This is a genomic window from Cryobacterium breve (assembly GCF_027594785.1).
GTDB lineage: Bacteria > Actinomycetota > Actinomycetes > Actinomycetales > Microbacteriaceae > Cryobacterium > Cryobacterium breve_A.
Map to the genome: position 1 here is coordinate 142,712 of NZ_CP075584.1, position 12,437 is coordinate 155,148.

At 67.5% G+C, this 12,437-nt stretch carries 11 protein-coding genes and 1 pseudogene; all 12 read left to right on the plus strand.

The window, feature by feature from the left end; translation table 11 throughout:
- Nucleotides 1–53: 53 nt before the first annotated feature.
- Nucleotides 54–1,460, plus strand: coding sequence for a UDP-N-acetylmuramate--L-alanine ligase (gene murC / locus KIV56_RS00750; protein ID WP_281534780.1), 1,407 nt, complete (start codon nucleotides 54–56; stop codon nucleotides 1,458–1,460).
- Nucleotides 1,461–1,469: 9 nt separating this feature from the next.
- Entirely contained in the window at nucleotides 1,470–2,816 is a 1,347-nt protein-coding gene (locus KIV56_RS00755) for an FtsQ-type POTRA domain-containing protein (RefSeq protein ID WP_281534781.1), read from the plus strand.
- A 45-nt stretch (nucleotides 2,817–2,861) separates the two neighbouring features.
- Nucleotides 2,862–4,043, plus strand: a complete 1,182-nt coding sequence (ftsZ, locus tag KIV56_RS00760; RefSeq protein WP_281534782.1) for a cell division protein FtsZ — start codon at nucleotides 2,862–2,864, stop codon at nucleotides 4,041–4,043.
- Nucleotides 4,044–4,434: 391 nt separating this feature from the next.
- Nucleotides 4,435–4,743, plus strand: coding sequence for an alanine racemase (locus KIV56_RS19340; protein ID WP_348648444.1), 309 nt, complete (start codon nucleotides 4,435–4,437; stop codon nucleotides 4,741–4,743).
- 35 nt (nucleotides 4,744–4,778) lie between these two features.
- Complete coding sequence (locus KIV56_RS00770) at nucleotides 4,779–5,315, plus strand: cell division protein SepF (protein ID WP_281534783.1); 537 nt, start codon at nucleotides 4,779–4,781, stop codon at nucleotides 5,313–5,315.
- Between the two features lie 8 nt (nucleotides 5,316–5,323).
- Nucleotides 5,324–5,620, plus strand: a complete 297-nt coding sequence (locus tag KIV56_RS00775; RefSeq protein WP_281534784.1) for a YggT family protein — start codon at nucleotides 5,324–5,326, stop codon at nucleotides 5,618–5,620.
- A 140-nt stretch (nucleotides 5,621–5,760) separates the two neighbouring features.
- Nucleotides 5,761–5,865 (plus strand): annotated as a pseudogene (locus KIV56_RS20085) (DivIVA domain-containing protein); the annotation flags it as partial.
- A gap of 46 nt (nucleotides 5,866–5,911) precedes the next feature.
- Nucleotides 5,912–6,388 (plus strand): DivIVA domain-containing protein, encoded by a 477-nt coding sequence (locus KIV56_RS00780; protein WP_432432656.1) that lies wholly within the window; start codon nucleotides 5,912–5,914, stop codon nucleotides 6,386–6,388.
- Complete coding sequence (lspA, locus tag KIV56_RS00785; protein WP_281534785.1) at nucleotides 6,378–7,025, plus strand: signal peptidase II; 648 nt, start codon at nucleotides 6,378–6,380, stop codon at nucleotides 7,023–7,025. The genes KIV56_RS00780 and lspA overlap by 11 nt, the downstream gene beginning before the upstream one ends.
- 7 nt (nucleotides 7,026–7,032) lie before the next feature.
- Complete coding sequence (locus KIV56_RS00790) at nucleotides 7,033–7,953, plus strand: RluA family pseudouridine synthase (RefSeq protein WP_281534786.1); 921 nt, start codon at nucleotides 7,033–7,035, stop codon at nucleotides 7,951–7,953.
- Nucleotides 7,954–8,060: 107 nt separating this feature from the next.
- Complete coding sequence (gene dnaE, locus KIV56_RS00795) at nucleotides 8,061–11,567, plus strand: DNA polymerase III subunit alpha (RefSeq protein WP_432432651.1); 3,507 nt, start codon at nucleotides 8,061–8,063, stop codon at nucleotides 11,565–11,567.
- A 9-nt stretch (nucleotides 11,568–11,576) separates the two neighbouring features.
- On the plus strand, nucleotides 11,577–12,410 hold the full coding sequence (locus tag KIV56_RS00800) for a lysophospholipid acyltransferase family protein (protein ID WP_281534788.1): 834 nt from the start codon (nucleotides 11,577–11,579) through the stop codon (nucleotides 12,408–12,410).
- The last annotated feature ends 27 nt before the right edge of the window (nucleotides 12,411–12,437 follow it).

Genomic DNA, 12,437 nt, shown 5'->3' on the forward strand with positions numbered 1-12,437 from the left:
CCGCACCACCCGATTCCGACACTTTGATTCGACACCGAGAAGAGCGGCACCACGTGATCAAGCCCGACCTGAACCTCGTCATCCCCGCGGACCTGGGCACGGTTCATTTCGTCGGCATCGGCGGCTCCGGAATGAGCGGCATCGCCCGGCTGTTCCTCGCCGCAGGCCACACCGTCACCGGCTCCGACGTGCGCGAGTCCGACAACGTGCTCGCCCTGCGCGCCCTCGGCGCCCGGATCGCGATCGGCCACGCGGCCGAGAACGTGGGCGACGCTGATACCCTCGTCGTCACCGGCGCACTGTGGCAGGACAACCCCGAGTACGTCCTCGCTCTCGAGCGCGGCCTCCCCGTGCTCCACCGGGCCCAGGCCCTCGCCTGGCTCATCCAGAAGCACCGCCTCGTATCCGTCGCCGGCGCCCACGGCAAAACAACCTCGACCGGGATGATCGTCACCGGCCTCCTCGGCCTCGGCACACACCCGAGCTTCGTCAACGGCGGCGTCATCGAATCGCTCGGCGTCTCCGCGGGGGCAGGCACCGACGACCTGTTCGTCGTCGAAGCCGACGAATCCGACGGCTCCTTCCTGCTGTACAACACGGCCATCGCTCTCGTGACGAACGTCGACCCCGACCACCTCGACCACTATGGGTCCCTCGAGGCCTTCGAAGCCGCCTTCGTGCAGTTCGCCCACGCCGCGACCGAACGCGTCGTGATCTCCTCAGACGACCCCGGCGCGGTGCGCGTCACCGCGAGCCTCATTGGCCAGACCGTCGTCACCTTCGGCGAGGCAGAGGACGCGACCTTCCGGGTGCACTCCGTCGTCACAGACGGTCCGGTGAGCTTCTCCGTCGCCTACGCGGGCCAGGACTACTCGGCGACCCTGCGGATCCCCGGCCGGCACAACGCGATCAACGCGGCGGGCGCCTTCGCCGTGCTCGTCGGACTCGGCTACGACCCCGCGGCGTCGCTCGCGGCCATCGCGACCTTCGGCGGCACCCAGCGCCGCTTCGAACTGCACGGCACCGTCGACGGCGTCAGCGTCTACGACGACTACGCCCACCACCCGACCGAGGTCGCGGCCGCACTCACCGCCGCACGGACCGTCGTCGGGACCGGGCGCATCATCGCCGTGCACCAGCCGCACCTGTACAGTCGCACCCGCCTGTTTGCGCAGGAGTTCGCGGACACCCTCGAGCGCACCGCTGACCAGACGGTCGTGCTGGGCGTCTACGGCGCCCGCGAGGATCCCGAACCCGGCGTGACCGGCGCCCTCGTCTCCGGAAAATTCCACGATGGGTCCAAGGTCGCCTATGTTCCCGACTGGCAGGAGGCCGCAGACTACGTGGCTCGCATCGCCCGACCGGGCGACTTCGTCGTGACCCTCGGCTGCGGCGACGTCTACCGGATCGTCCCCCAACTGCTCGAATCGCTCGGCAACCGCGTCCAGGCCCAGGGATAACCCCGGGGAATGAGGCGACCAGAGGGCTTCGACCGGCCGGAGCAGCCGCCGACCAGGGGCGGCACACCGCCCGGCGCTGCAGCCACCCCCGGCGGCCGGGGCACGAAGCGCTCGTCGCGGCGTCCAGCGGACTCCGCCCCTCCCTCCGCCGCCACTGCGCGCAGCCGTGGGACCACAGACGGCACCCGCACCGAACCGATCACACTCCCGAAACACGAGCCCGAACAGCCGCACCTCGCCTCGGTCTCTCCGCTGCATACGCCGGGGGCCCAACCGGCGGATCCGGTCACCGAACCGATCGCGACCGTTCCGGCGAAGACGCCGGGCGTTCGGGTGCCGAAGGCGCGCGCGTCCGACACGGAACCGGTCATCGCCGGGCAGGCCGGTGAGCGCGCAGAACCCGCGCTGACCCCCGCTACCGCCAGGCGCAGGTTCCGCGCCGCCCGCCGCGCACGCAAGCGCTACGAACGCGAGGAGGTGCGCCGCTTCACGTGGCGCTCGCGCCGTCGCCGCACCGTCTGGTTGACCGTGCTCGGCACCGTGGCCGCCCTCGTCGGGTTCGTGCTCGTAGGCGCCTATTCCCCGCTGATGGCGCTCCGCACGGTCGAGGTCGTCGGCACCAGCCGGATCTCCGCCGACCAGGTCCAGGCTGCGCTCGGCGACCAGCTCGGCACCCCGCTGCCCCTGGTGGACTTCGCGCGGATTCGCGCCGACCTCGGAACCTTTCCCCTGATCCAGAGCTATGTGACGGAAAGCCGGCCGCCGGACACCCTCGTGGTCCGGATCGTGGAACGGACGCCCGTCGGCACAGTCGTCGTTCCCGGCGGGTTCAACCTTGTCGATGCGGCGGGCGTCGTGATCCAGGGCGGTACGGCGCGCGTGGCCGGCTATCCCGTGATCGACGCGAGGGCAGGCGTCGGCAGTGCCGGGTTCCAGGCCGCGACGGCCGTCATCGCCGCCGTCCCGGCTGCCGTGCGCCAGCAGGCTCGACACGGTCACGGCGGCGACGACCGACGACGTGACCCTGGTCCTGACCGGCGGGGCGCGGGTGGTGTGGGGGAGCGCGGAACGGTCGGAATACAAGGCCGTGGTGCTCGCCGCACTCATCGTGAGCCATCCGGTCGGCACCGTCAAGGAATACGACGTCTCTTCTCCGGACAGCGCCGTCCTGCGCTGAGCCGTGGGTCATCCGTCGCCCGCGGACCAGTGTCGTCTCGCCTGGGAACCCGAGTCCTCCCGCGCCGCGAATGTGGGCAGGGTATTTTTCCCGCGTTGTTCGCGACACGCGGGCGCGCCTCCCCGGAGGGGGATGCGTGGCGCTTACCTTCGAAATCAGGAATTGCATACTCAGCATAACTTTAAACTTCGACCAGAGGTTTAGGGTTCCACCGGAGGCCGGACGTGTCAACAACAAACCAGAACTACCTCGCTGTCATCAAGGTTGTTGGAATCGGCGGCGGCGGCGTCAACGCTGTCAACCGCATGATCGAGCTCGGCCTCCGTGGCGTCGAGTTCATCGCCATCAACACCGATGCCCAGGCGCTGCTGATGAGCGACGCCGACGTCAAGCTTGACGTCGGTCGCGACCTCACCCGCGGCCTGGGCGCCGGCGCGGACCCCGAGGTGGGCCGTCGCGCCGCCGAGGACCACGCCGAAGAAATCGAAGAAGCCCTCGCGGGAGCCGACATGGTCTTCGTGACCGCCGGCGAAGGCGGCGGCACGGGCACCGGCGGCGCACCCGTCGTCGCCCGCATCGCGAAGTCCATCGGCGCGCTCACCATCGGCGTTGTGACCAAGCCGTTCGGCTTCGAGGGCAAGCGCCGCCAGGCGCAGGCCGAGGCGGGTGTCGCCTCCCTCAAGAACGAGGTCGACACGCTCATCGTCGTGCCGAACGACCGGCTGCTGGAAATCAGCGACCGCGGCATCAGCATGCTCGAGGCCTTCGCGACCGCCGACCAGGTCCTCCTCGCCGGCGTGCAGGGCATCACCGACCTGATCACGACGCCTGGACTGATCAACCTCGACTTCGCCGACGTGAAGTCGGTCATGCAGGGCGCGGGCTCCGCGCTCATGGGCATCGGCTCCTCACGCGGTGCAGACCGAGCCATCAAGGCGGCCGAACTGGCCGTCGCCTCGCCCCTTCTCGAGGCATCCATCGACGGCGCACACGGAGTGCTCCTCTCGATCCAGGGTGGCTCGAACCTCGGCATCTTCGAGATCAACGATGCGGCCCGCCTTGTCCAGGAGGCCGTGCACCCCGAAGCCAACATCATCTTCGGTGCCGTCATCGACGACACCCTCGGTGACGAGGTCCGGGTGACGGTCATCGCAGCCGGCTTCGACGGCGGCGAACCCGGCGTCAAGGCCGTCGAGGTTCGCCACGCGGACCTCGTGGCGGCCGGCGTCGCCGCCGGTGCCGTTTCTGCGACGGCCGATGCCGCAACCAGTGGCTCAGCCGGCGTCTTCGGCACGGACGAGCCGAGCGTTGCGACCTGGTCTGCCGGTGAAGCAGGGACGGCCGTCGCCGACCCTGCCTTCGAAGAAGACCCCGATGACCTGGACATCCCCGACTTCCTCAAGTAACCCATCGTGACCGAATCGCGTCCAGAGCCGTCCGGCATCGCCGGACGGCTCGACGTCGTGCGGGAACGGGTCGACGCGGCCGCCAGGAACGCCGGCAGGGACCCTGCCGACGTGACAACGATCGTCGTGACGAAGTTCCATCCCGTGACGATGATCGAGGAACTCCTCCGGCTCGGCGTGCGCGACTTCGGCGAGAATCGCCACCAGGAGGCCCAGGGCAAGGCCAGTGCGCTGGCCGGCCGGGATCTCACCTGGCATTTCGTCGGACAGGTCCAGGGCAAGAAGGCCAGGCAGGTGCGCTCGTACGCCAACGTAGTGCACTCCGTCGACCGGGAGTCCCTTGCGACGGCCCTCGGCTCCGGCGACTCGTCGATCGACTGCTTCCATCCAGGTGAACCTCACGGACGACGCCGCACGCGGAGGGGTCGATCCCTCCGGGCTCGACGCCCTCGTCGAGCACGTGCTCGAGACGCCGGGACTGCGCCTTCTAGGGCTCATGGCCGTCGCTCCGCTCGGAGCCGAACCTGCAGCGGAGTTCGCCAGGGTCCGGTCACTCGGTGAAGGCATCCGTGGGGTCGCACCAGAGGCGCGATTCCTGTCGATGGGCATGTCGCAGGACTATCCGGAAGCCATCCGCGAAGGGGCGACACACCTTCGAATTGGTACCGCAATCACCGGGAATCGCCCGATTCTCGGTTAATCTAAGTACGAAGAATCACCAACACGGAGGTCGAGATGTCCAACCCGCTCAAGAAAACCATGGTTTACCTGGGGCTGGCAGACGAAGAGCTGGAGTACGAGGCGCCCGTCGCCCCACCCGCGGCCGATCAGACTGCCGTCTCGAACTCCGCGCTGCCGAAGACCGCCGCGCCGCACCAGACCGGTCCGTCCGCGACACGCGTCGAGGGCTCTCACGGCACCAATGGCCGCGCCCCGGTGACCCCGCTGCGCAAGACCTCCACTCCCAAGAATGTGGCTGCCTCCGAAATGAATGAAATCCTCACCGTCCACCCGCGCCAGTACCGCGATGCCCAGCTGATCGCGGAGTCCTTCCGCGAGGGCATTCCAGTGATCATCAACCTCTCCCAGATGAGCGATGCGGACGCACGCAGGCTCATCGACTTCGCGAGCGGCCTCTCCCAGGGCCTCTACGGCAAGATCGAACGGGTCACCGCGAAGGTGTTCCTGCTGTCGCCGTCCCACATCGTCGTCTCGGGCGACAACGCCGCCGAGGAGTCCGACACGGAGTCGTCCTTCTTCGCGCAGTCATAGTCTCGGCCGTGTTCGTCGTCACACTGTTCGCCTCGATCCTCTATTACGCGCTCCTGCTGTATTTCTTCGTGATGTGGGGACGCTTCATCGTCGACCTCGTCCGCAGCGTCAACCGCTCCTGGCGACCGCAGGGAGCCACGCTCGTCGTCGTCGAATTCATCTACGTGGTCACAGACCCGCCGGTGAAGTTCTTCCGTCGCATCCTGCCGCCACTGCGCGTGGGCCCGATCGCCTTCGACTTCGGCTGGAGCCTGACCATGCTCTGCACCATCGTCGCTATGGGCATCGTCGGCGCCATCCGGTAGGTTCTCGCGTCCGTTCCGGAGTGCGGCATGTATTCTTGATCGAGGCGTCCCGGGTTCGCGTGTGCACCACGCATATTCCGGTAGCGTCAATTATTCGTTCGACAAAAAGTTCTCAACTGAGTTTTAAAGGGTGGAAAGCCATGGCGCTAACTCCGGAAGATGTAGTCAACAAGCGGTTCCAGTCGACCAAGTTCCGTGAAGGATACGATCAGGACGAGGTGGATGACTTCCTCGACGAGGTCGTCGTCGAGCTTCGCCGCCTGACCGCCGAAAACGAGGAACTCCGCGCCGGTGTCAGCACCGAGGCCGGAAGCGCGCCCCGTTGTCGCTCCCGTCGAAGCCGTCAAGGCTCCCGAGGTCGTTCCGGCGCCCGTCGTCGTTCCCGCCGTTGTCGCCGCTGCGGCGACGGTGCCCGAACCGATCGATGAGACCGCCGGCACCACGAACCTGCTGCAGCTGGCCCGCCGCCTGCACGAGGAACACGTCAAGGAAGGCGCCGAGAAGCGCGACGCCCTCATCGCGGAGGGCCACGCAACGGCGGCCCGCCTCGTTGCAGAAGCCGAAGCCAAGCAGCGCGCACAGAACACGATCCTGGACAAGGAACGCTCCGTCCTCGAGGACAAGATCGACGGGCTCCGCACCTTCGAGCGCGAATACCGCCAGAAGCTGAAGAGCTACATCGAGGGCCAGCTGCACGACCTCGACGCGGCCTCACCGGTCGGCGCCGAGAGCGCGCAGAAGCCGAGCTACCAGGGCTTTGGCTCCTAAGCTCCGAACGAAAGGGCGATCCAGCGCGCTCATCGTTCTGGGCCTCGCCGCGCTGGGCGTCTATGCGCTTGACCAGACGGCCAAGTTCCTTGTCGTCAGCTACCTGACCGAAGGAAGTACCGTCCGGGTTCTGGGGGATGTGCTGCAATGGCACTTCGTCCGGAACCCGGGCGCGGCGTTCAGCCTCGCCACAGGCATGACGTGGATCTTCACGATCATCGCCGCCGCTGTCGTGGTGTTCATCGTGATCTTCGCCGGGCGCATCCGTTCATTGGCGTGGGCGCTCGTCTTCGGACTGCTCCTCGGCGGCGTGCTCGGAAACCTCACCGACCGCCTTTTCCGGGAGCCGTCCTTCGGACTGGGCCACGTCGTCGACTTCATCACGACCCCCTGGCTGATCCCCGCGATCTACAACGTCGCGGACGCGTCGATCGTCACGAGCATGGTGATCTTCATGATCCTCACCATCCGCGGCATCGGCCTCGACGGTCGCCGGTCCGTGCGCGAACCGGCCCGCCCCGCCGATGTCACCACCGCTGACGCCGATTCGGCCGATGCGGCCGATCCCGGCCCCAGAACGGCACCGCCCGTGGCCGCAGACGGCACCCCCGCAACACCCACCCAGTTAGCACCCTGATTCCCCCATGGAAACCCGCTCCCTTCCCCTTCCGGACGGCCTGGCCGGCGTGCGCGTCGACGCCGGCATCGCCAAGCTCCTCGGCTTCTCCCGCAGCTTTGCTGCCGAAGTCGCCGAGGCCGGCGGTGTCGCCATCGACGGCGTCGTGGTCGGCAAGTCCGACCGGCTGTACGCAGGCAGCTGGCTCGAGGTGAACTGGCAGCCGAAAGACGCTCTCTTGATTGTCCCGATCGAGGTGCCCGACCTCACGATCGTCTACGACGACGAGAGCATCGTCGTCGTGAACAAGCCCTCCGGTGTCGCCGCTCACCCGAGCGTCGGCTGGACGGGCCCGACGGTCCTCGGCGCCCTTGCCGCAGGCGGCTACCGGATCGCGACCTCCGGCGCTTCGGAGCGTGCGGGCATCGTGCACCGCCTCGACGTGGGCACGAGCGGCCTCATGGTCGTCGCGAAGTCCGAGACGGCCTACGTCGCCCTCAAGAAGGCCTTCCACGACCGCGAGGTCGAAAAGATCTACCATGCCGTCGTGCAGGGCCACCCCGACCCGAGCGCGGGCACGATCGACGCGCCCATCGGCAGGCACCCGCGCTCAGACTGGAAATTCGCCGTCATCGCCGGCGGCAAGGACTCGGTCACGCACTACGAGACCCTCGAGGCCTTCCCCTCGGCGTCCCTGCTCGAAGTGCACCTGGAAACGGGACGCACCCACCAGATCCGGGTTCACATGGCCGCCCAGCGGCATCCGTGCGTCGGCGACGCCATGTACGGCGCAGACCCCTCGATCACGGCCAGGCTCGGCCTCACCCGGCAGTGGCTGATCGCCAAACAGCTTGCCTTCGTCCACCCGGAATCCCGGGAATGGGTCACCTTCTCCGCCGAGTACCCCGCGGACCTCGAGCATGCCCTGACCGTGCTCAGGGATGTCTAGGCTAGGACCACAACCCACCATCTACCGGAGCATCCGTGTCGAATACCACTAGCGCGAACGGATCGAACGATTCCTTCGTGCACCTGCACGTGCACAGCGAATACTCCATGCTCGACGGGGCCGCGCGCGTCAAGCCGCTGATCAAAGAGGCCGTCGAACAGGGAATGCCTGCGGTCGCCATCACGGACCACGGCAACATGTTCGGCGCGTTCGACTTCTGGAAGTCCGCGACGGACGCCGGCATCAAGCCCATCATCGGCACGGAGGCCTACATCACCCCCGGCACCGACCGGCGGGACAAGACCAGGGTCAAATGGGGCACGAGCGGCCAGAACCGTGACGACGTCGGCGGCAGCGGCGCATACACGCACATGACGTTGCTCGCCGAGAACACCGCGGGCATGCACAACCTGTTCCGGCTCTCGACGAAGGCCTCGCTCGAGGGGTACTACTTCAAGCCCCGGATGGACCGCGAGCTGCTGAGCGAGTTCTCGAACGGACTGATCGGCACGACCGGCTGCGTCGGCGGCGAGGTGCAGACCCGTCTCCGCCTCGGCCAGTACGAGGAGGCGAAGAAGGCGGCGGGGGAGTTGCGCGACATCTTCGGCCCCGAGAACTATTTCTGCGAGATCATGGACCACGGCATCGACATCGAGCGCCGCACCATGAGCGAACTGCTCCGCCTCGCCAAGGAGCTCAACCTCCCGCTCGTCGCCACGAACGACCTGCACTACACCCACGCCCACGACGCGACGGCGCACGCCGCCCTGCTCTGCGTGCAGTCGGCGTCGACGCTCGACGACCCCAACCGGTTCAAGTTCGACTCCGACGAGTTCTACCTCAAGACCGCGGCCCAGATGCGGCACCTCTTCCGCGACAACCCGGAGGCGTGCGACAACACGCTGCTGATCGCCGAGCGCTGCGAGGTGAAGTTCGACACCCAGGCGAACTACATGCCCCGCTTCCCGACCCCGGAGGGCGAGAACGAGGAAAGCTGGTTCGTCAAGGAGACCGAGCTCGGCCTGGCCCGCCGGTACCCGAACGGCATTCCCGCCGAGGTGCGCACCCGGGCGGACTACGAGGTCGGCATCATCGCCCAGATGGGCTTCCCCGGCTACTTCCTCGTCGTCGCCGACTTCATCATGTGGTCCAAGACCAACGGCATCCGGGTCGGTCCAGGGCGTGGCTCGGGAGCCGGGTCGATGGTCGCGTACGCGATGGGTATCACCGACCTCGACCCGCTCGTGCACGGCCTGATCTTCGAGCGCTTCCTCAACCCGGACCGCGTCTCGATGCCTGACTTCGACGTCGACTTCGACGATCGTCGCCGCGGCGAGGTCATCCACTACGTCACCGAGAAGTACGGCTCCGAGCGTGTCGCGCAGATCGTCACCTATGGCACCATCAAGGCCAAGCAGGCGCTGAAAGACTCCAGCCGGGTGCTCGGCTTCCCGTTCGGGATGGGCGACAAGCTCACCAAGGCCATGCCGCAGCCGATCATGGGCAAGGACATGCCGCTCACCGGCATGTTCGACAAGGACCACCCGCGCTACCGCGAGGCCGTCGACTTCCGAGCGATCATCGAGACGGATGCCGAAGCCCGCACGGTCTTCGACACCGCCCTCGGCCTCGAGAACCTGAAACGCCAGTGGGGCGTGCACGCGGCCGGCGTGATCATGTCGTCCGACCCGCTGATCGGCATCGTGCCCGTCATGAAGCGCGAGGCCGACGGCCAGATCGTCACCCAGTTCGACTACCCGGCGTGCGAGTCCCTCGGCCTGATCAAGATGGACTTCCTCGGGCTCCGCAACCTCACCATCATCGACGACGCCCTCGACAACATCGCCGTCAACCGCGGCCACCGGCCCGTGCTCGAGGACCTCGGCCTCGACGACCCCATCGCATACGAACTGCTCGCCCGCGGAGACACCCTCGGCGTCTTCCAGCTCGACGGCGGCCCGATGCGTGCGCTGCTCCGCCTGATGAAACCCGACAACTTCGAGGACATCTCCGCGGTCATCGCGCTCTACCGTCCGGGCCCCATGGGCGCGAACTCGCACACCAACTACGCGCTGCGGAAGACCGGGCAGCAGGAGATCGTCCCGATCCACCCCGAACTCGAGGAAGCCCTCAAGGACGTCATCGGCACGACATACGGCCTGATCGTCTACCAGGAACAGGTCATGTCGATCGCGCAGAAGCTCGCCGGGTTCTCGCTCGGCCAGGCCGACCTGCTGCGCCGGGCCATGGGCAAGAAGAAGAAGTCGGAGCTCGACAAGCAGTTCGCCGGGTTCTCCGCCGGCATGAAGACCAACGGGTACTCCATGGAGGCGGTGAAGACCGTCTGGGACATCCTCCTGCCGTTCTCCGACTACGCCTTCAACAAGGCGCACTCTGCGGCGTACGGCGTGGTCAGCTACTGGACCGCCTACCTCAAGGCGCACTACCCGGCCGAGTACATGGCGGCGCTGCTCACGAGCGTCGGCGACTCCCGCGACAAGCTCGCGCTCTACCTCAACGAGTGCCGCCGAATGGGCATCCAGGTGCTCCCACCGGACGTCAACGAGTCGATCGGCTACTTCGCGGCCGTCGGTCCGGACATCCGCTTCGGTCTCGGCGCAGTGCGCAACGTGGGCTTCAACGTCGTCGACGCGATCCGCGCCTCCCGCGACGAGAAGGGCCGCTTCGAGTCCTTCCACGACTTCCTCCGCAAGGTGCCGATCCAGGTCGCGAACAAGCGGACGGTCGAATCCCTCGTCAAGGCCGGCGCGTTCGACTCCCTCGGGGCGACCCGCCGGGCCATGGTCGAGATCCACGAGGGTGCCGTCGAGTCCGCCGTGAAGATCAAGCGCGACGAGGAACACGGCATGGTCGGCTTCGACTTCGACAGCCTCTTCGACGACCCGCAGGAGACCGAGCAGGTCCCCGACCGACCGGAGTGGAGCAAGAAGGAGAAGCTCGCCTTCGAGCGCGACATGCTCGGCCTCTACGTGTCCGACCACCCGCTCGCGGGGCTCGAGATCCCGCTCGCGAAGCACGCGTCGACCTCGATCGCCGACCTTCTGGCCTCCGAGCAGACCCAGGATGCCGACACCGTCACGATCGCCGGCCTCATCACGAGCGTGCAGCACCGGATCGCCAAGAAGAGCGGCAACCAGTACGGCATCATCCAGGTCGAGGACTTCGGCGGCGACATCGACGTGATGTTCATGGGCAAGGCGTACCAGGAGTTCGCGCCCGCGCTGATCAACGACTCGATCGTCGTGGTGCGCGGGCGGGTGAGCCTGCGGGACGACGGCATGAACATCCACGCCTATAGCCTCTTCGCGCCCGACCTGGGCCAGACCGGAGATTCCGGCACCCTCGCGATCACCCTCACAGAGGCGCGAGCGACGACGGACACCGTCACGGCGCTCGGCGACGTGCTGATCCGGCACCGCGGGTCCTCCGAGGTACGGCTCAAGCTGATCAAGAACGATTCGGCCCGCGTCTTCGAGCTGCCGTATCAGGTCACGATCAGCGCGGACCTGTTCGGCGAGCTCAAGAGCCTGCTCGGCCCGTTCTGCCTCAGGCTGAGGCGGCGCATGGCTGGACGGCTATGCGCACCGGCATAGCCTTGGACCATGACACGTCGAACGAGCGAACCGTTCTACACCCCGGCGATCGTGGCCGGGCGGGGCATCTTCGGGGCCTTCCGGATCAAGGCGGCCGCGACCGGCCTCGACAACCTGCCCGACACCGGGGGAGCCGTCCTCGCGATCACCCACTTCGGTTATGCCGACTTCGCCCTCGTCGAATGGCAGGCCTGGCTGCACAACCGCCGCCACATCCGCTTCCTGGCCAAGAAGGGTGCCTTCGACAAGCCTGTCGTCGGCTGGCTGCTGCGTGGCATGCACCACATCAGTGTCGATATGCAGGCGGGGGCCGCTGCCTACGGTGAGGCCGTCGCAGCCCTTCGGGCCGGCGAAATTCTCGGCGTCTTCCCCGAGCGTGGGGTCAACGCGTCCTTCACCGTGCGCGAGCTCAAGTCCGGCGCGGTCCGGATGGCGAGGGAAGCCGGCGTCCCGGTGATCCCGGTCGCGGTCTGGGGCGGCCACCGGCTGCTCACCAAGAATCACAAGCCCACCCTTCGGCAGGCCTACGGCGTGCCGATCCGCTTCGCCTTCGGCGCGGCGTTCGTGCTCGACCCTGCCAGGGACGCCGTCGAACTCACCGGGCAGCTGCACGATACGCTCCAGGCCATGGTCGATGAACTCCAGGCCGGATATCCCGTCGACGGTACCGGGCAGTGGTGGCAGCCGCGCCATCTCGGCGGCACGGCTCCGACCCCGGAGCAGGCTGCGGTCGTCGAGGCCGAACGCCAGCGGCTCCGCGCGCTCAAGCGCGAAGCGGCGACCCGGGAAGCGGCGACCCCGAAGGCCGCTGACCGCAAAACGGCCGGCCGCGACGACGCCTGACCCTGACGACGGGCTGCGCGCCCGGGT

Coding starts and splice junctions, on each gene's coding strand:
- KIV56_RS00790 (WP_281534786.1), top strand. CDS start 7,033: ATGGAAACCCGCTCCCTTCCCCTTCCGGACGGCCTGGCCGGCGTGCGC.
- dnaE (WP_432432651.1), top strand. CDS start 8,061: ATGCTCGACGGGGCCGCGCGCGTCAAGCCGCTGATCAAAGAGGCCGTC.
- KIV56_RS00755 (WP_281534781.1), top strand. CDS start 1,470: ATGAGGCGACCAGAGGGCTTCGACCGGCCGGAGCAGCCGCCGACCAGG.
- KIV56_RS00800 (WP_281534788.1), top strand. CDS start 11,577: ATGACACGTCGAACGAGCGAACCGTTCTACACCCCGGCGATCGTGGCC.
- KIV56_RS00770 (WP_281534783.1), top strand. CDS start 4,779: ATGTCCAACCCGCTCAAGAAAACCATGGTTTACCTGGGGCTGGCAGAC.